Raw genomic sequence first — 18,458 nt, 5'->3', positions numbered from 1 at the left:
CTATTAAAAAAGAAAGGAAGATTATGAAAAAAGTAATCGACAGAGCTTCATCAAGAGGCTATTTCAATCACGGCTGGCTCAAGACCCATCACACATTCAGTTTTGCCAACTATTATAATCCGGAAAGAATTCATTTCGGAGCATTACGAGTGCTGAACGATGACAGTGTAGACCCGTCTATGGGATTCGATACACATCCGCATAAAAATATGGAAGTGATTTCCATCCCCCTAAAAGGATACCTGAAACATGGTGACAGTGTACAAAACACAAAAACCATCACTCCGGGTGATATTCAGGTTATGAGTACAGGCAGCGGCATTTATCACAGTGAATACAATGGCAGTGATAAAGAACAACTGGAATTCCTGCAGATATGGGTATTTCCACGAGTTGAAAACACCAAACCGGAGTATAACAACTTCGATATTCGTCCGCTCCTGAAACCAAATGAACTGGCGCTAATCCTGTCTCCGAACGGGAAGACTCCAGCTTCTATCAAACAAGATGCATGGTTCTCTATGGGAAGTTTCGATACGGAAAAAACAATCGAATATAAGATGCATCAGGAAGGTAACGGGGTATATATCTTCGTACTTGAAGGAGAAATCACAGTGGCGGAAGAACGGCTGTCCAAACGTGATGGTATCGGTGTTTGGGATACAAAAGAATTCCCGATACATATATTAAAAGGAACCCAACTTCTATTAATAGAAGTACCCATGTAATTTTCGCTAAAATTTCAATTTATTCTATTCAAAAAGCGGCCTCATCGAAAAGATGAGACCGCTTTTTTATTCATTATCCAAGATTGGTCATTATCGGAGAAATCATTATTTTCCTTTCTTATAATTCTCCAATCCGGTCTGTAAGAATTCAATATACTTAGGAATATCTTCGTTATAAGCATACGACTTATTCAACGGTTTACCCTGATTGTCCAGCAATACATAGAAAGGCTGGGCATTAGCTCCGAATTTCACACGTTGCAGATAGCTCCATTTATCGCCGACAGTACGCAAAGTACGTTCTGTACCGTTTTCGATAATCTTCACAGGTTCAGTCAACGGAGTTTTATTATCTACATAAAGTGTAATCAATACGTAGTCGTTATTAATCAAATCACTCACTTTCGGGTCAGTCCATACCGCTGCTTCCATCTTACGGCAGTTTACGCAACCATATCCGGTAAAGTCGAGCATAACCGGTTTTCCGTTCAGACGGGCATATTCCATTCCTAAATCATAGTCATCGAATTTCGCGTGTACATCATTCTTATGCAGATTGAAATCTTGCGTCTGCATAGGCGGAGCAAATGCAGATACGGCTTTCAATGGTGCTCCCCACAAACCGGGAACCATATATACGGCAAATGCTAAAGAGATTAACGCCATAAAGAAGCGGGTTACTCCCACCTTATTATCATCGTCATCGTGCGGGAATTTGATCTTGCCCAACAGGTAGAATCCAAGCAAAGCAAAGATGACAATCCATAAAGCCAGGAATGTTTCGCGGTCAAGCAATCTCCAACCATAAGCCAAATCAGCAACTGACAAGAATTTAAGTGCAAATGCTAATTCGAGGAAACCCAGCGTAACCTTGATAACATTCATCCATCCGCCGGACTTTGGCATCGATTTCAGCCAAGACGGGAACAGGGCGAAGAGTGTAAACGGCAATGCCAAAGCGATGGCAAATCCTAACATACCGATTGCCGGAGCAACTACGCTTCCTGTTGTAGATACCTGTACCAGCAAGAAGCCGATAATCGGACCTGTACAAGAGAAAGATACCAATGAAAGCGTGAAAGCCATCAGGAAAATACTTAGCAATCCGGTCGTAGATTCAGCTTTGCTATCTACTGCATTTCCCCACTTCGACGGCAGCCTGATTTCAAACGCTCCAAAGAATGAAGCAGCAAAAATCACCAGCATCAGGAAGAAGAGAATGTTGAAAATAGCATTGGTAGATAAAGCGTTTAATGCACTGGCTCCGAAAATCAAAGTAATAGCCAAGCCCAATGCCACATAAATCACTACGATAGATGCACCGTATGTCCACGCATCACGAATTCCTTTCTTTTTGTCTTTACTACGTTTTAAGAAGAAACTGACTGTCATCGGAATAATCGGCCATACACAAGGGGTAAACAATGCCAATAATCCACCCAGAAAACCTGTTATGAATATATATATCCAGGACATGTCTTCCTGACCATGTTCTTCTCCTAAGGCTTGTAAATCACTGATTACCGGTTTCCAAAGATCACCCGATGCAACAGCAGGCTGAATATCCGTAGCAGCTTCGGTTGTAGTTGCAGGCACCAGTTCCATCATCGCAGAAGAATCTTTCGTAGCAGCAGGAACGGGTTCTTCTTTTTGCTTATCCGCTACCTTTTGCTCCGGTTGCTCTGTTTTTGTTGCAGCGGCATTTCCGGCTTTTGCTACTCCGGAATACTTAAACGGCACCTGAGTAGGAGGCAGACAACTCTCGTCATCACAAGCTCCATATTCCAGATAACCTTCGATTGCGTAAGCTCCACCCGTGAATTTTACTTTCTGCACAAACTTTGCTGTATTCTCGAAATAGCGTACCTTCATTTCGAACAATTTATCGAAAGTAGATACTTCTTTGCCTACAGGCTTCAGTTTGCCTACAAGCTCGACACCCGATTTATTATCAACATTGAATGTTGCGGAAATAGGGCCGCCATCTCCCAGATCGGTAGAATAAACATGCCAACCTTTATCCATGGTAGCTGTAAACACCACCTCTGCCTCCGTATCGGAGAGAGCTGTCAGCTCTGTTTTAAACTTTACCGGATCTTTGATCTGCGCTTGCAATGCATATACAACAAAGCTTAAAAGCAGGAAAGAAATTATTTTTCTCATCTTTATTTTTGGGGTTTATAATTCATAGTCTACGCACGCACGGCTCTCCTTCGTTTCAGCCAGAATCTTTCCGGCAGCTACGTGATCGGGATGTGTTGCGTAGAATCTAACATCTTCTAGTGTATCAAACTCACTGTAAAGCGCAATATTCCATGTTTCACCAGGATTCATATTCAATCCGACCTCCACTTTGCGAATTACAGAAATTTTAGCAGGAAGAGCTTCTATCGCTTCCTTGAATTTAGTCATGACTTCCAGTTTCCCTTCAGCAGGAACTTCGTCTTTTAACTTAAATAATACAATGTGTTTTACCATTACGTTGTTATTTTAATGAATTGTTTCTATATTTGTCTTGTTAATGCGTTTACCACATTAATAGTAATGCAAAAATACTCTATTTGGTTCAAATATACATTTAAAGAGATGTTAATTATAGGAATAGCAGGCGGAACGGGCTCCGGAAAGACCACCGTCGTACGGAAAATTATAGAAAGCCTCCCCGCAGGAGAAGTAGTACTCTTACCACAGGATTCATACTACAAAGACAGTAGTCATGTCCCGGTTGAAGAACGCCAGAATATCAATTTTGACCATCCGGATGCTTTTGAATGGAGTCTGCTATCCAAGCATGTCATGACGCTGAAAGAAGGGAAGAGTATCGAACAGCCCACCTATTCTTATCTCACATGCACGCGCCAGCCCGAAACCATTCATATCGAACCTCGTGAGGTGATTATCATTGAAGGAATCCTTGCCTTATGTGATAAAAAGCTGCGCAATATGATGGACCTCAAAATATTTGTTGATGCCGATCCCGACGAACGCCTGATTCGTGTCATTCAGAGAGATGTCATTGAGCGCGGACGTACTGCCGAAGCTGTAATGGAACGCTATACACGGGTTTTAAAACCTATGCACCTGCAATTTATCGAACCTTGCAAACGATATGCCGACCTTATTGTACCGGAAGGAGGCAGTAATAGGGTAGCTATTGATATACTGACTATGTACATCAAGAAGCACCTTAAGAATTAAAAATTGAAAATTAAAAATTAAGAAATGAATGTCAAGACACTGAGTATTCCTTTATTTCTTATTCTATTTTGTTGTATGCTCGGATGCCGGAATAAGCATCATAACAAGATGGATGAGACAGCGCGTGATCTTCCACAAATAAAAGATAGTGGCGAACTCGTTGTATTGACATTATATAGCTCTACTTCCTATTTCATTTACCGGGGACAAGAAATGGGGTTCCAATATGAACTTAGTGAACAGTTTGCCAAAAGCCTGGGACTAAAACTTAGGATTGAAGTAGCCAACAGCGTCGACGAAATGATCCAAAAATTATTGGCAGGTGAAGGAGACATGATTGCCTATAATCTGCCAATCACCAAAGAGTGGAAAGATAGTCTTCTTTATTGTGGCGAAGATGTAATTACTCACCAGGTAATTGTTCAGCAAGGAAGAGGAAAACAGAAGCCGTTGAAAGATGTAACCGAACTGGTAGGAAAAGATATATACGTAAAACCAGGGAAATATTATGACCGCCTCGTCAATCTGAATAGTGAATTAGGAGGAGGTATCCGGATTCATGAAGTCACCAATGACAGTATCACTATTGAGGACTTGATTACGCAAGTAGCGCAAGGAAAAATTCTGTATACGGTGGCCGACAATGATTTAGCCAGACTTAATAAGACCTATTATCCCAATTTAAATATCGGCCTGTCCATCAGTTTCGATCAACGTTCTTCGTGGGCGGTACGAAAAGACAGCCCCGAGCTCGCAGCCGCCGCTACCCAATGGCATCAGGAAAACATGACTTCTCCTGCTTACACAGCCAGTATGAAACGTTATTTTGAGAATAGTAAAATGATGCCGCACTCTCCTATCCTCTCCTTAAAAGAAGGAAAGATATCTCATTATGACCATTTATTCAAAAAGTATTCCAAAGACATCGGTTGGGACTGGCGTATGCTTGCATCATTAGCGTATACAGAATCCAATTTTGACACTACCGCTGTATCTTGGGCAGGTGCCAAAGGACTCATGCAGTTAATGCCTGCCACAGCACGTGCAATGGGAGTACCTCCCGGCAAAGAGCAGAATCCGGAGGAAAGTGTGAAAGCGGCTATCAAATATATTACTGCCACCGACCGGAGTTTCAGCATGATTCCCGATAAGCAGGAACGGCTCAATTTTATCCTGGCATCTTACAATGCCGGTTTGGGACATATATATGACGCAATGGCACTAGCCGAAAAATACGGGAAAAACAAATTAGTATGGAAAGATAATGTAGAAAACTTCATCTTGCTTAAAAGCAATCAAGAATACTTCAACGATCCTGTCTGCAAAAACGGATATTTCCGTGGCATCGAGACTTACAATTTCGTTCGAGATATTATGTCGCGCTACGAATCCTACAAAAAGAAAATAAAAGCATGAGATAAAGTATTAAGTATTAGGTGTAATACCTAATACTTATTTCCTATAGGTCATCAGACTGATTACGACAATAGCCAATACAGATAATGGTAAGGCAAATAATATCGGGTCAATCACAGGGAAAGGATAAGTGGTAATCAACACATCCCGTCCGAATAACGCTTTACAGATACCTAATGCTTCAGATTCTTTCTGATGAAGAAACACAAGAGCAAACAGACTGCCGATTGTTCCCACCCAAAGACTTGCCATGACACCTTGTTTAGTAGCTTTCTTCCAATATAAAGCACAGAAATAGGCCGGAAGAAAAGCGGCTGCACAAATTCCCATAAAGATAGAAGTTCCGCGGGCTATAATATCATGAGGCAACATATAACAAATAATATAGCTGACCAGGATAGAGAATAATACGCCCAGACGGATCACATTGGTAAGTTTATTCCGTGAACGGGGTTTATAAGTTCCGTAAATATCAGAGCCTACCGAAGCACCCATCGTATGGAACTGCGAACTTAACGTAGACATACTGGCTGAAAGGATGCACAACATAAAGAGTGCGGCAAACCAGTCGGGCATCGCTTTATTAATAAAATATGGAATTATCTTATCAATATCCTGCACAACTTCGGTAGCAACCGCTCCTTCTGTTTTCAGGAAGAAAAGATTACTCAAGGCTCCAGCATGATAGATAGCCCCTACTGTTATAATCAGAAAGAAACAACCGATAAATACACCGCGGTTCAACTGCTTGCTACTCTCCACGGTCATAAAGCGAACCACTAACTGCGGCTGTGCAAGACAGCCGATTCCTACTCCTAAAATGAGAGAAGTTACCAGCGAATACCATTGTGGAGAACCTGTGATGGGCATTGCAGTCCATCCTTGATGTCCTAGCGCTTTAAACTTTTCCGGAACTAGCGGAGCAATGGCAGTCAATTCTTTATTAGCTTCGATAAAGTTCATATCAAGCACCTGATACAAAGAAAACAACAGAAATAACATACAGCCAAACATGATAACTCCTTGCAAAGCATCTGTATACATTACTCCTTTCATTCCCCCTGCTATGACATAAGCAGCAATAACCAAGGTAAATATCAATAAGGAAACATTGAAATCAATCTGAAAGATTTGTTCGATGAATACGGCTCCACCTTTCATTACAACCGCTGCATAAAGCGGCATTCCGATGAAAATAACAGCAGCAATAAATACCTGTATATTACGGGAACGGAAATGACGGCCTAATAATTGAGGGAAAGTACTCACATTCAACTTCGCCCCCATACGCCGGGTACGCAAACCGAAAAAGATAAAAGCTATAACCACCCCAACAAACATATTGAGGAAACAGAGCCACTGAATACCCATTCCAAAAGCAGCCGCCACTCCTCCAAAACCTACAATAGCAGATGCAGAAATAAACGTAGCACCATAAGAAAGTGCCATTACGATAGGATTCATCTGACGTCCGCCTACCAAATAGTCACTGGTATTCGTTGTTTTCTTATATCCCAAAAAGCCGAGGTAGGCCAGTGACAGCAGATAAGCTACCACAATTAGTCCAAGAGTAAATGTATTCATCGGGTTTCGTCTTTTTCGTCGTCCTTATTCCAATATTTCAGCCCAAACCAGGCAGCAAAAATCACACATACCACCGAAAGCAGGTAAGGCAGAATAATAAAAGGGTCGTCTATTCCAAACATTTGCGTATCAGATTTTAATCAATTTAGACGCAAATGTAAGGAAATTATTGAAAAGACAAAACTTTTGTTTACTAATACTGATTATAATGTATCTTTTTCTCGTCAAATTTCTGTTTCGGGTTCTCTTTTGTAGCCGGATAGCCAAAAGGAATGACACAAAGCGGAAGAATATTATCGGGCAGGTTAGTATATTTACGCACTACTTGCATACGGTCTTCATAAGGATAGGCCGCTGTCCATACAGCACCCAATCCCAGACTTTCAGCAGCCAACAAAATATTCTGTGCTGCTGCAGAACAATCTAAATACCAATATGACGAGCGTACTGAATCTCCACAGACGATGATGGCGTTACGGGCCTGCGTCAGCATTTTGGCATAAGGAAGTGCTGCTGCCATTGAATCTAGTTTGGCACGATCAGATACTACCACAAATTCCCATGGACGGATATCCCTACCCGTAGGAGCAGCCATTCCGGCACGAAGCATAAAGTCGATTTTCTCTTTCTCTACTCCTTTATTCAGATAAGCACGCACACTTTTGCGCTCGAAAATATTATCCAACACAGCATTTCCGGTTCCGGATGTTCCTTTTTCTTCTTTTGCAGAAGAACAGGAGGTCATAGCAGTGACTGCTACAATCAGACATAAGAAAGAGAAAATCTTTTTCATTGTGACAATGTTTAAAACAGGTTCAACTTATTTTTCTGTGCTTCTTCCAACGAAACAGTTTCACGCTTCATCAGCCCACTCTTTTCACGGAGTGCTTCATATTCTGTTTCCAATTCATTCACCAGCTCGGCTTTTGCCTGCGGGTTGAGCAATTTGGAAGCGACACTTGCATTTTGGGAAGCATCTTTCAGGTGTACTACCGGAGCATGATAGACAGGGGCAATCTTTAATGCCGTATGCATCTTCGATGTAGTGGCTCCACCAATCAAAAGAGGAATATCCAACCCCGCTTTTTCGAGTTCAACAGCCACGTGAGCCATTTCTTCCAGAGATGGAGTAATCAGTCCACTCAACCCGATCATATCTACCTTTTCTTCAATAGCACGCTGAACGATGGTTTCTGCGGGAACCATTACTCCTAAATCCACAATATCATAACCATTGCAAGCCATCACTACAGCTACAATGTTTTTTCCGATGTCGTGCACATCTCCTTTCACAGTTGCCAGCAACACTTTACCTGCCGAAGCACTTCCTTCCACTTTTTCCGATTCAATGATCGGTTGCAAGATAGCTACGGCTTTCTTCATGGTGCGGGCAGTCTTCACAACCTGGGGAAGAAACATCTTACCGGCACCAAACAGTTCACCAACATGGTTCATTCCATCCATCAGCGGTCCTTCAATTACATCGACAGCTTTATCATAAAGAGGCAATGCCTCTGCCAAGTCCTGTTCCAGAAAATCTCCAATTCCTTTCATCAAGGCATACTTCAAACGTTCCTGAACAGTTCCTTCTCTCCAGGCATCTTGCTTGACAGCCGGTTGTCCGGCAGTTTCGCTCATGTTTGCTTTCAGAGATTCCGCTAATTCGATAAGCCGTTCCGCCGCATCCGGACGACGGTTTAAGACAACATCTTCTATCTTTTCCAAGACATCAGCCGGAATATCAGTGTACAATACGGAAGTTCCCGGATTCACAATCCCCATGTCCATTCCTTGTTGGATGGCGTGATAAAGGAACACTGCATGCATGGCCTCACGGATATAATTGTTGCCACGGAAAGAGAAAGAGAGGTTGCTGACTCCTCCGCTGATGTGTGCACCAGGGAGATTTTTCTTTATCCAAGCGGTAGCTTCAATAAAATCTACAGCATAGTTATTATGTTCTTCAATCCCCGTAGCTACAGCAAGCACATTGGGGTCAAAAATAATATCGTGAGGATTAAAACCAATTTTGTCAACCAAAAGACGGTAAGCCCGTTGGCAAACTTCGATTTTACGGGCGGCTGTATCTGCCTGTCCTTTCTCGTCGAACGCCATGACCACAGCAGCGGCTCCATATTGCCGGATGATTCGGGCATGTTCAAGGAAAACTTCCTCTCCCTCTTTCAAAGAAATAGAATTGACGATTGATTTGCCCTGAAGACACTTCAGTCCGGCTTCAATAACTTCCCATTTGGAAGAATCGATCATAATCGGAACACGGGCTATTTCCGGTTCGGACATGATAAGATTCAGGAAAATAGTCATCTCTGTCTTTGCATCCAGCAATCCGTCATCCATATTGACATCGACCACTAAAGCACCGTCCTCCACTTGTTGGCGGGCGATAGAAAGAGCCTCATCGTATTTTTTTTCATTGATGAGACGAAGGAACTTGCGCGAACCGGCTACGTTGCAACGTTCGCCGACATTCACAAAGTTTATTTCCGGCTTCACCTCCAACAGTTCAAGTCCGGAGAGCCACATACAATCCGGCGCAGAGGCAGGAACGTGTGGTTTAGCTCCTTCTACAAGGGCGGGATATTCAGCAATATAAGCATCTGTCGTACCACAACAGCCACCAATAATATTGATTAATCCTTCTTCAATATATTCTCTCACTTCATGAGCCATATCCGCAGGTGTCTGGTCATACTTACCCAGACTATTCGGTAACCCGGCATTCGGATAGGCACTAATATAATAAGGTGCACGGGATGCCAGCTGTTCCAGGAACGGCTTCAACTGACGGGCACCGAATGAGCAATTCAAACCGACTGAAAATATATTGGCATGTTGCACAGAAGCCAGAAATGCATCCAATGTTTGTCCGGACAATGTTCGTCCGCCAATATCAGACACTGTTACAGATAACATGATCGGCACTTCTATGCCTGTCATTTTCATGGCTTGTTCGGCAGCAAAAATTGCAGCTTTGGCATTTAGGGTATCAAAGATTGTCTCAATCAGAATGGCGTCTACCCCACCTTCGAGCATTGCTTCCATTTGTTGCTGATAGGATGCAGCCAGTTCGTCGTAACTCAAAGCACGATAAGCCGGGTTGTTCACGTCCGGGCTCATAGAACAGGTTTTATTGGTAGGTCCTACGGAGCCGGCCACAAAACGTGGTTTATCGGGATTCTTGGCTGTATACTCGTCAGCAAGGTCACGAGCCAGTTTTACGGCTGCAAGATTCATCTCACGCACGTATTCTTCTACGTGATAATCAGCCATAGAAACTGTGGTTGAACTGAATGTATTGGTCTCGATGATATCCGCACCTGCTTCCAGGTATTTACGATGAATATCTTGAATCACGTCGGGACGTGTGAGACACAATAAGTCGTTATTCCCTTTCAACTGTCCGGGGATATGCGCAAATCGTTCACCACGAAAATCTTCTTCCTTGAGGTTATATTGTTGAATCATTGTACCCATTGCCCCATCCAGAATAAGGATGCGCTCGGATACGACTTGAGAAATTGTCTTTTTCATTACCCTATCACATTAATTCCTAATTACCTACTCTGCCATCATCTGCCAGACTCTTCGCAGTCCGGCGTTTATCTTATAGCGGTTTTTAGTTACCGCTTGAACATTCTTGCCATATCTCTACGGTCGTCTTTCTCCTTTATAGATTCCCGTTTATCATATTCTTTCTTACCTTTCGCCAAAGCGACTACCAGTTTCGCCAAACCTTTTTCATTGATAAACAAGCGTACAGGAACAATCGTAAAGCCGGGATTTTTCATCTCCCGCTGAAGTTTTTCCAATTCTTTTTTATTAAGCAACAACTTCCTCTCTCTACGTGCCGTATGGTTATTGTACGATCCATAGAAATATTCGGCGATGTGCATATTCTTCACCCACAATTCGCCTTTCGTAAAATAGCAAAACGTATCTACCAGACTGGCTTTTCCCAAACGAATGGATTTTATTTCCGTACCGGTCAATACAATACCTGCTGTGTAGGTATCTATCAGCTCGTAATCAAACGTAGCCCGTTTATTCTTTATATTTACAGGAGGTTGTTTCATCTTTACTCATTAATTAAGTATAGCCGTCAGTCTATTAAACACGATCTGTATCACCGCCGGACATAGTATTAACAATACAGACGACAAAAGGGTGTATTTTAATCGTTGTTTTTCTTCTACTCCCATCAGTATAGGAACTCCCTCCCATACCACATAGACGATGTAGAACTGCAGCAACCAAGCAATAATTCTAAAATCAGGTAATAGTCCGGTTACTATCTGAAGCAGGAAAGACACAACCAATGCATATCCTGCAAACTGTTGTGTCAACGGCATATTGCTATGCAGACCAAACATCCTTGTTCCCATTTCATTGATGGCATAAGCTGCCAGAAAATAGCCACCGAACAGGGCTACAGCTACGGCGCAACAATTGGTCATAGCTATCTGGAAACTTTGCGGACCTCCCCACCCATTCGTCAATAACGAACCGATGAATACGGACAGACCGCATAAACCAATCATAGGATAGACAAAAGCCATAAATACTTTTCGCCTATCCTCTTCCATAGAAATTTCCTCCCAAGCCTTGGCCGGAGAGGAAATCAATTTCATTGCTATGTTAAATAGTTCTTTGTAGTTCAATTGTTAGTTACGTATTTATCATAATCATTAATAGTATAAGTTGCATCCTTATACCCATTATTTGAACCTTCTTCAATTTTAGGTGAATCACCCGTTTGTTCTGGTACTATAATTTTAATAGTTTTGAGTTTAGTACCTTCAAAACGACTTACAACATTAGCTATATTAAAAGCCCTATAACGAGTCACTACAGTCTTTTCTTTATCGGCATCTTCAGTAGAAGTATGGCGTAAACGTAATACCATAGTATTATCATCATTTGCAGTATTCTCCTTATCATACACTAAATAAAAAGTATGACTAGACACATTCTCTTCTTTTTCGACACAGAAAGGCATAGGAAATATTATCCATTTTGCACTGTAAAGATAAGGTGAAACACTAGAGCCATATCTACTCAGAGAAATTATAGAACGATTATACGTTACATCATCTGAAGAAACGTATGAGTTAACATTCAACTTTTCAGCTCCAGCAGCTTCCACAATGATCTTTTTTGTGTTCTGATCAACAGGTTGCGTTTCCGTATCATATTGTGCATTCAGCAGAACAATATCCCCACTATATGCATCACTAGATAAACCAGGGATTGACATTGAACTAGCCTCAAATATTACGTTACTACCTTCTACTTGAAACTGGTATGGGAATGTATTTACTAAAGTAATCACACCATATACAGGTACTACTGTATTATTTTCTCCTTTCATACAAGAAGTAACTGACATACCCATAACCACAGCCATCAAAGCCACCAAGAAAAATTTCACTTGTTTCATAAACATATTTTTTAGATTTTGCAAAGATATAAATTCTAATTCATAATTAATAAATGCAAGTACTTAAAAAATACTGCATCCGTTACTTTATTATTTTTGCAAAAAGTTCCAAATGATCATCTACGTAGCTTGCAATCAATGCTGTGACTTGTTCTTCCATCTCTAAATAAGCTTCTTCCAACTCATCAAAAGCTTCATATTGCTCGTACATAGCCATAAATTCATCATCCGTCCGTTCCTTTTCCAAATCTTTCCGGTTGGAATCAAAGATTTTCTTAGCCTTATAAACTAATTTAGAGAATTCTTCCGCTCCCCACAAACGCATCACTTTCGCAAACGGATTATCAAAGATATAGCCACCATAGCCATTCTGAATCAATTGGCAGAATCCCCCTACCATCACCTCATCACGAAAAATCTGATATGCCAGCAAAGAATGTTGTTCTCCTGTCAGCAGAGGCATTGTTTCGGCAGTTAGTTCGCCACCGATAATCTCTTTATATTTATCTGTAAACGCTTGGATAAATTCATCCATTCCTTCACCCGCAGCCTTCTGTAAAGCAGACTCTAAAACTTCGATCATATCTTCATTTAATATTTGAAGCAACAAAGTTACAACTTTAATCCCATATCTAATAATGATACGCCTACAATCTTACTAAAAACAATTATCAATCCGTTTCATTCCTTCCGGTACGGTTTTGAAGCAAATGATACTTTAGCAAACAAGTATTGAAGCGGTAGCCCGTGAAATAATATAGAATTTACCTAACGTACAAACGTAGGTTATCTACCGTGTGAATGTCCGTTACCTACCGGGCGAGCATCAACAACCTACCAGACAAAAGTCGGTCATCTGCCGGACGAACAGTTCATGAGGGACACGGGAACAGAAACGGTACCGACGAAGTGATCCGAACCGACAACGGCAGCATCCAAAGCCATCTTCTCTGCCCAGTATTATTGCTGTTGCTTATAACAGAAATAATACTTTTACTTACTCTTCTTTACTCTTCTCTTCTCTTCTCTTCTCTACTCTACTGGTTTTCATTGGCTTTTCCCCCTTTACTGGTGGGCGTTTCAGCGCTTTGTACACCCCTCTCCGAACACCCTCATTTTTGTATCCTTTTGAACTAAATAACGTAAGCTTTTAGCGGAATAATCCCTCTCCCCCTATTTATCTGCTGCCTAATCCTATACGTGTAATCGCATCCCCAAATAAACCCCTATTAAATAAGGTATAAGCCAAATGCACCAAACTACAATGCTGAAACGATTAAAATGTCTCTTTTCTATAGGCGTTCCCTTCACATAGGTCCATATCGCCCATAACGCATGTACAAACATCAGAAGAATAGCAATTGCCCCTGTCACCGTATGCATTTCGTCATGCAGATGAGTCAGTTCGGCAATATGCTCCATCAGGCTTATACCCACCGTATCAGCCAACAACCCGAGAAGAAAGAAAATGAGATGCCAAAACTTTAATTTCCTTTGAAGACGTTCTCCCCAAACACCTATCGTATAAAAAATAAGTGCAGATGAAATAACGCAAATTGCCGCTATTAAATAATGTATATCTACTTGATTCAGTTCCATAAATTTTCTTTTTCTAATAACAACAAAGCAAAGAATAGATAGTTCTCCCGGTCTCAATCTTTCACAAATGCAATCCCGACTTTACAAACGACAAAAAAACGTAAACAGATTTGTCACTTTTCACAAAAAAGTAATAAAAGGCGATTTGCAGAAACAAATAAATCGACTACCTTTGTGGGCGATTTAGAGAATCGTGACTACGTATTTTTAATTATATCACTTAAAAAAAGAGCTAATTATGACTTATTCACACGAAGTGGAACACATGTGTGTTGTAAAGAAGGGTCCTAACCATGGACCGGCTCCCATACCCGAAGAAGGCAAATGGGTAAAATCTAAAGAAATCGTTGATATTTCTGGTTTGACACACGGTATCGGTTGGTGCGCTCCTCAACAAGGTGCTTGTAAACTGACACTGAACGTTAAAGAAGGTATCATCCAGGAAGCCTTGATCGAGACAATCGGTTGCTCTGGTATGACTCACTCAGCTGCTATGGCTTCTGAAATCCTTCCGGGTAAAACAGTTCTTGAAGCATTAAACACTGACCTTGTTTGCGACGCTATCAATACTGCAATGCGCGAACTTTTCTTGCAAATCGTATACGGACGTACTCAATCGGCTTTCTCTGAAGGTGGTTTGATTATCGGTGCAGGTTTGGAAGACTTAGGTAAAGGTCTGCGTAGCCAGGTAGGTACTCTTTATGGTACTTTGGCTAAAGGTCCTCGTTACCTTGAAATGGCAGAAGGTTATATCAAGCAAATCTTCTTGGACAAGAACGACGAAATCTGCGGATACGAATTCGTACACATGGGTAAGTTCATGGACGAAATCAAGAAAGGTACTGATGCTAACGAAGCTTTGAAGAAAGTTACAGGTACTTATGGACGCGTAACAGCAGAACAGGGAGCAGTTAAATCTATTGATCCACGTCACGAATAATATAAGGAGGAAAGAAACTATGATTAGAGAAGTAAAATTCGAAAGCCAAGACCGTCGTATCAAAGGTATCATTGCAGCCTTGAACGCTAACGGCATCAAAGACATCGAAGAAGCTAACGCTATCTGCGAAGCTGCCGGACTTGATCCTTATAAAACGTGTGAAGAAACTCAGCCTATCTGCTTTGAAAATGCAAAATGGGCTTATGTAGTAGGTACTGCTATCGCTCTTAAGAAGAACTGCACAAACGCTGCTGAAGCTGCTGAAGCTATCGGTATCGGTTTGCAAGCATTCTGTATCCCGGGTTCTGTAGCTGACGACCGTAAGGTTGGTATCGGTCATGGTAACCTGGCTGCTATGTTGCTGCGCGAAGAAACTAAATGTTTCGCTTTCCTGGCAGGTCACGAATCTTTCGCTGCTGCTGAAGGTGCTATCAAAATCGCTGCAAAAGCAGACAAAGTACGTAAAGAACCGTTGCGTTGCATCCTGAACGGTCTTGGAAAAGACGCTGCTCAGATCATCTCTCGTATCAACGGCTTTACTTATGTTCAGACTCAATTCGATTATTTCACAGGTGAACTGAAAGTTGTTCGCGAAATCGCTTACTCTGACGGCCCTCGTGCAAAAGTAAAATGTTATGGTGCTGACGACGTTCGCGAAGGTGTAGCTATCATGTGGAAAGAAGGTGTAGACGTATCTATCACAGGTAACTCTACTAACCCGACTCGTTTCCAACACCCAGTTGCTGGTACTTACAAGAAAGAACGTGTTCTTGCTGGCAAACCTTATTTCTCTGTTGCTTCTGGTGGTGGTACAGGTCGTACTCTTCACCCGGATAACATGGCTGCCGGTCCTGCTTCTTATGGTATGACGGATACGATGGGTCGTATGCACTCTGATGCACAGTTCGCTGGTTCTTCATCAGTTCCTGCTCACGTAGAAATGATGGGATTCCTAGGAATTGGTAACAACCCGATGGTAGGTTGTACAGTAGCTTGTGCGGTTGATGTTGCTCAGGCTTTAGGTAAGTAATTCAGGTTACTTTATATAGATAAAGAACTCCTGTAATCTTAACGATTACAGGAGTTCTTTTTATTTGTAATAATTTGATATGGATAAATTTATTCTGAAATGTATTACTTCATATAAACCATATCATCTTTTCTTTCTCCTTTGTACCAATCAGTGTTTGATTTACATCCACTTTCAACCCACTTTGAATACCCTCCAGACACTATTTAAACTGGACAAATAGGTAGCTTTTAACTTGAATATACAAATATAAACCTGTAAGAGCAAATAATGTAGCTAATTCGAGAACTTTTGTATGACTTCGCCTGTTTACATAACAGATACTAAAACATTATACAACAATGCTACTCACATTCTTAAATACACTTGCCACTATTATCAGTGTTATTAGTCTGCTAATTGTCACTTACGGAGTATTAGTCTGCTTCATCGCCTTTTTACGCAATGAAATAAAACGATTCAACGGAACATATACGGTTAACAATATACGGCAGTTGAGGGCGGATTTTGGCACTTACCTTTTGCTTGGATTGGAATTTCTAATTGCTTCCGACATACTAAAAACTGTGGTTGATCCAACATTGGACGAATTGGCAATCCTGGGTGGAGTGGTTGTAGTAAGAACTGTGCTTTCTGTATTTTTGAATAAAGAGATCAAAGAATTGGCCGAAAATGATTCAGCGAAAGAAATATAGCATATCGCCGCACAACTAAGTTTCTCCAAAGCCATATCTTTTTTATTGCCTGATATTTCTATTTTGCCTACCTTTGTACGGGAAACATTTACACACTGACTGGCAAGGAATAGAAACACGTCAAAAAAATGGGAATTACACATCTATCTATTGAGCTTACACTTGATCTGATTGCGTTAATTATAGGAATCATCCTTATTATACGTGCTAAAGACAATTATCCGAAATTATATTGGGGAATTATAGCAACCGGCATCGGCATTATGTTTTCATGGGAAAATATCGGATGGTTGACAATTGTCACAGACACTCCGGAATACAACTTCACAGAATTGCTCAACATAGAGAAAATGCTCAAATGGTATGCTTTAGCAAATATTGTAGCCCTGTTCCCTATCGCTTCTTTATCGCCGGGCTATCTGAACCATTTCAGGATATTTACTTTTCTGTTATTACCTATCATTACGATAACGGTAGGAATCAGTTATTTAGGTTTCAATGGGAATATCACCCCCATCCACTCCATAGATGAAATTATTCCGAATATCCATCAAATAGATGTCAAGCTTAGGGCTTGCATATTCCTGTTATCCGTTTTTACCCCACTCGTTCTTCTTATTTATCCGATGATGAATAACAAGACCTACCGCAGGATAAATAATAACATGTATCTATTCATCGGTTTTCTATTCGTATTTTTAGGGATATACATTTTGTTCACTCTAAATATCAATGAATTTGTTTTCAATCTGTTCGGCATTATGGCAATCGTTTTTACGGTCTTATTCTCCATACAATATTTACGTTATGAGAATCCGTTTTCGAACCATATAAACATGATTCATAATGCAAAGAATACGGAAAGCACTATAATGCTACAAGCTGGAAAGCCATCTCCTACTCTCCCGCTCTTCTCAACGATTGAAGCCTATCTTCAGGAACAGCATCCCTATACCGATCAACGGTATAATATAGAACTTTTAGCCAAGTCCCTGAATAAACAGGAACATGATATTTCAGCAGCAATCAAAAGTCAGGGCTTTACAGGTTTCCGGGAATACATTAATTATCTTCGACTGGAATATTTCAGACAGTTAGCCGCCGAAAATCCAAAGAGTAATGTAAAAGAACTTATGTTTGCATGCGGTTTCACCTCCCGGGCAACTTTCTATCGTAACTTTTCAGAAAAGTATGGTGTATCACCCAGTAAATTCATTGAGAATCAAAGAGTAGAACAATAATTTCCTTTTTTAAAAGCACAATTCTTAATAGTAAAAAGTGTCTCATTTCAGGAATGAGACACTTTTTATTTTTATAGCTAAAAGCAATCCGTTACTTTTGATGCAAAATAAAACTACGACGTTGGCATCATCAACAGATTAATCGAATACTAAGATAAATAGAATATGAATATTGACAATTGTAATCACACCGACACAGAAAAACATCAAGAAGAAAAGATCTTTTTATATACTACCATTACTGGAAACTTGCAACTAATCCATTTAGAACAGATTGGCTATTTCCGGTATAACTCCAAGAGTAAACTATGGGAAGCTGTATTAAATAATAATCATACCCTGGCACTCAAAAGAAATACAAACTCACAAAATATATTGAGTCTGCATCCCTATCTTATCCAGATTAGCCAGTCACACATTATCAATATAAGCTATCTGGTTTCGATTGAAGACAACAATTGCATATTGCTTCCTCCATTTAATGAGATGGAACTTTTACAAGTAAGCAAGTCTTTTATGAAAAAGCTAAAAGAAAAATATCCATGTATCTGATTGTATATAGATCATCT

At 40.8% G+C, this 18,458-nt stretch carries 19 protein-coding genes; 8 read left to right on the top strand and 11 right to left on the bottom strand.

Annotated elements, in window-relative coordinates:
• The first annotated feature begins 23 nt into the window (after positions 1-23).
• Positions 24-728, top strand: coding sequence for a pirin family protein (locus DWZ47_RS11165; protein ID WP_004296925.1), 705 nt, complete (start codon positions 24-26; stop codon positions 726-728).
• 105 nt (positions 729-833) lie between these two features.
• Here DWZ47_RS11165 and DWZ47_RS11160 read toward each other — a convergent pair whose 3' ends face one another.
• Both DWZ47_RS11160 and DWZ47_RS11155 read right to left on the bottom strand, forming a co-directional pair.
• Positions 834-2,891, bottom strand: a complete 2,058-nt coding sequence (locus DWZ47_RS11160; RefSeq protein WP_009000895.1) for a protein-disulfide reductase DsbD family protein — start codon at positions 2,889-2,891, stop codon at positions 834-836.
• Positions 2,892-2,906: 15 nt separating this feature from the next.
• Positions 2,907-3,206, bottom strand: coding sequence for a Dabb family protein (locus tag DWZ47_RS11155; protein WP_008774925.1), 300 nt, complete (start codon positions 3,204-3,206; stop codon positions 2,907-2,909).
• A gap of 108 nt (positions 3,207-3,314) precedes the next feature.
• Between DWZ47_RS11155 and udk the strand changes: the two genes are divergently transcribed.
• Together udk and DWZ47_RS11145 are read left to right on the top strand one after the other, a co-directional pair.
• On the top strand, positions 3,315-3,926 hold the full coding sequence (udk, locus tag DWZ47_RS11150; RefSeq protein WP_032848574.1) for a uridine kinase: 612 nt from the start codon (positions 3,315-3,317) through the stop codon (positions 3,924-3,926).
• Between the two features lie 24 nt (positions 3,927-3,950).
• Complete coding sequence (locus DWZ47_RS11145) at positions 3,951-5,342, top strand: transglycosylase SLT domain-containing protein (protein WP_004305959.1); 1,392 nt, start codon at positions 3,951-3,953, stop codon at positions 5,340-5,342.
• Positions 5,343-5,378: 36 nt separating this feature from the next.
• Here the strand turns inward: DWZ47_RS11145 and DWZ47_RS11140 are convergent, their stop codons facing one another.
• The 9 genes from DWZ47_RS11140 to DWZ47_RS11100 form a co-directional block, all read right to left on the bottom strand.
• Positions 5,379-6,926 carry a sodium:solute symporter family protein gene (locus DWZ47_RS11140; protein WP_004296930.1) on the bottom strand — a complete coding sequence of 516 codons (1,548 nt, stop codon included), beginning with the start codon at positions 6,924-6,926 and terminating at the stop codon, positions 5,379-5,381.
• Positions 6,923-7,048 (bottom strand): symporter small accessory protein, encoded by a 126-nt coding sequence (locus DWZ47_RS30945; RefSeq protein WP_004296931.1) that lies wholly within the window; start codon positions 7,046-7,048, stop codon positions 6,923-6,925. Before DWZ47_RS30945 ends, DWZ47_RS11140 begins: the two co-directional genes overlap by 4 nt.
• 71 nt (positions 7,049-7,119) lie before the next feature.
• Complete coding sequence (locus tag DWZ47_RS11135) at positions 7,120-7,719, bottom strand: nitroreductase family protein (RefSeq protein WP_004310800.1); 600 nt, start codon at positions 7,717-7,719, stop codon at positions 7,120-7,122.
• An 11-nt stretch (positions 7,720-7,730) separates the two neighbouring features.
• On the bottom strand, positions 7,731-10,478 hold the full coding sequence (gene metH, locus DWZ47_RS11130) for a methionine synthase (RefSeq protein ID WP_117513168.1): 2,748 nt from the start codon (positions 10,476-10,478) through the stop codon (positions 7,731-7,733).
• An 89-nt stretch (positions 10,479-10,567) separates the two neighbouring features.
• The gene (gene smpB, locus DWZ47_RS11125) at positions 10,568-11,020 is read right to left on the bottom strand and encodes an SsrA-binding protein (protein ID WP_008643258.1); all 453 of its coding nucleotides are present in this window, start codon (positions 11,018-11,020) and stop codon (positions 10,568-10,570) included.
• Positions 11,021-11,029: 9 nt separating this feature from the next.
• Positions 11,030-11,575, bottom strand: a complete 546-nt coding sequence (locus DWZ47_RS11120) for a Yip1 family protein (protein ID WP_008021718.1) — start codon at positions 11,573-11,575, stop codon at positions 11,030-11,032.
• Positions 11,576-11,601: 26 nt separating this feature from the next.
• On the bottom strand, positions 11,602-12,384 hold the full coding sequence (locus DWZ47_RS11115) for a hypothetical protein (protein ID WP_128857879.1): 783 nt from the start codon (positions 12,382-12,384) through the stop codon (positions 11,602-11,604).
• Positions 12,385-12,466: 82 nt separating this feature from the next.
• Entirely contained in the window at positions 12,467-12,967 is a 501-nt protein-coding gene (locus tag DWZ47_RS11110) for a DMP19 family protein (RefSeq protein ID WP_004310795.1), read from the bottom strand.
• Between the two features lie 611 nt (positions 12,968-13,578).
• Entirely contained in the window at positions 13,579-13,983 is a 405-nt protein-coding gene (locus tag DWZ47_RS11100; RefSeq protein WP_117513166.1) for an HsmA family protein, read from the bottom strand.
• A gap of 238 nt (positions 13,984-14,221) precedes the next feature.
• Here DWZ47_RS11100 and DWZ47_RS11095 point away from each other — a divergent pair, with 238 nt between their 5' ends.
• The 5 genes from DWZ47_RS11095 to DWZ47_RS11075 all read left to right on the top strand — a co-directional run bounded on the left by DWZ47_RS11095 (position 14,222) and on the right by DWZ47_RS11075 (position 18,441).
• Complete coding sequence (locus DWZ47_RS11095) at positions 14,222-14,923, top strand: iron-sulfur cluster assembly scaffold protein (RefSeq protein WP_004296942.1); 702 nt, start codon at positions 14,222-14,224, stop codon at positions 14,921-14,923.
• 19 nt (positions 14,924-14,942) lie between these two features.
• On the top strand, positions 14,943-15,953 hold the full coding sequence (locus tag DWZ47_RS11090) for a GGGtGRT protein (protein ID WP_008648383.1): 1,011 nt from the start codon (positions 14,943-14,945) through the stop codon (positions 15,951-15,953).
• A gap of 341 nt (positions 15,954-16,294) precedes the next feature.
• A complete protein-coding gene (locus DWZ47_RS11085; protein ID WP_004296944.1) occupies positions 16,295-16,648 on the top strand; it encodes a DUF1622 domain-containing protein in 354 nt (117 codons plus the stop codon).
• Positions 16,649-16,776: 128 nt separating this feature from the next.
• On the top strand, positions 16,777-17,889 hold the full coding sequence (locus tag DWZ47_RS11080; protein ID WP_004325522.1) for an AraC family transcriptional regulator: 1,113 nt from the start codon (positions 16,777-16,779) through the stop codon (positions 17,887-17,889).
• A gap of 165 nt (positions 17,890-18,054) precedes the next feature.
• The gene (locus DWZ47_RS11075; RefSeq protein ID WP_117513164.1) at positions 18,055-18,441 is read left to right on the top strand and encodes a LytTR family transcriptional regulator DNA-binding domain-containing protein; all 387 of its coding nucleotides are present in this window, start codon (positions 18,055-18,057) and stop codon (positions 18,439-18,441) included.
• Positions 18,442-18,458 lie beyond the last annotated feature (17 nt).

The sequence above is a fragment of the Bacteroides sp. AF32-8BH genome (assembly GCF_003435205.1).
GTDB classification, from domain to species: Bacteria; Bacteroidota; Bacteroidia; order Bacteroidales; family Bacteroidaceae; genus Bacteroides; species Bacteroides ovatus.
Note: the sequence above shows the minus strand (reverse complement) of the source record. Positions and strands in the feature narration are given on the sequence as shown.

Coding starts and splice junctions, on each gene's coding strand:
- DWZ47_RS11165 (WP_004296925.1), top strand. CDS start 24: ATGAAAAAAGTAATCGACAGAGCTTCATCAAGAGGCTATTTCAATCAC.
- DWZ47_RS11160 (WP_009000895.1), bottom strand. CDS start 2,891: ATGAGAAAAATAATTTCTTTCCTGCTTTTAAGCTTTGTTGTATATGCA.
- DWZ47_RS11155 (WP_008774925.1), bottom strand. CDS start 3,206: ATGGTAAAACACATTGTATTATTTAAGTTAAAAGACGAAGTTCCTGCT.
- udk (WP_032848574.1), top strand. CDS start 3,315: ATGTTAATTATAGGAATAGCAGGCGGAACGGGCTCCGGAAAGACCACC.
- DWZ47_RS11145 (WP_004305959.1), top strand. CDS start 3,951: ATGAATGTCAAGACACTGAGTATTCCTTTATTTCTTATTCTATTTTGT.
- DWZ47_RS11140 (WP_004296930.1), bottom strand. CDS start 6,926: ATGAATACATTTACTCTTGGACTAATTGTGGTAGCTTATCTGCTGTCA.
- DWZ47_RS30945 (WP_004296931.1), bottom strand. CDS start 7,048: ATGTTTGGAATAGACGACCCTTTTATTATTCTGCCTTACCTGCTTTCG.
- DWZ47_RS11135 (WP_004310800.1), bottom strand. CDS start 7,719: ATGAAAAAGATTTTCTCTTTCTTATGTCTGATTGTAGCAGTCACTGCT.
- metH (WP_117513168.1), bottom strand. CDS start 10,478: ATGAAAAAGACAATTTCTCAAGTCGTATCCGAGCGCATCCTTATTCTG.
- smpB (WP_008643258.1), bottom strand. CDS start 11,020: ATGAAACAACCTCCTGTAAATATAAAGAATAAACGGGCTACGTTTGAT.
- DWZ47_RS11120 (WP_008021718.1), bottom strand. CDS start 11,575: ATGAAATTGATTTCCTCTCCGGCCAAGGCTTGGGAGGAAATTTCTATG.
- DWZ47_RS11115 (WP_128857879.1), bottom strand. CDS start 12,384: ATGAAACAAGTGAAATTTTTCTTGGTGGCTTTGATGGCTGTGGTTATG.
- DWZ47_RS11110 (WP_004310795.1), bottom strand. CDS start 12,967: ATGATCGAAGTTTTAGAGTCTGCTTTACAGAAGGCTGCGGGTGAAGGA.
- DWZ47_RS11100 (WP_117513166.1), bottom strand. CDS start 13,983: ATGGAACTGAATCAAGTAGATATACATTATTTAATAGCGGCAATTTGC.
- DWZ47_RS11095 (WP_004296942.1), top strand. CDS start 14,222: ATGACTTATTCACACGAAGTGGAACACATGTGTGTTGTAAAGAAGGGT.
- DWZ47_RS11090 (WP_008648383.1), top strand. CDS start 14,943: ATGATTAGAGAAGTAAAATTCGAAAGCCAAGACCGTCGTATCAAAGGT.
- DWZ47_RS11085 (WP_004296944.1), top strand. CDS start 16,295: ATGCTACTCACATTCTTAAATACACTTGCCACTATTATCAGTGTTATT.
- DWZ47_RS11080 (WP_004325522.1), top strand. CDS start 16,777: ATGGGAATTACACATCTATCTATTGAGCTTACACTTGATCTGATTGCG.
- DWZ47_RS11075 (WP_117513164.1), top strand. CDS start 18,055: ATGAATATTGACAATTGTAATCACACCGACACAGAAAAACATCAAGAA.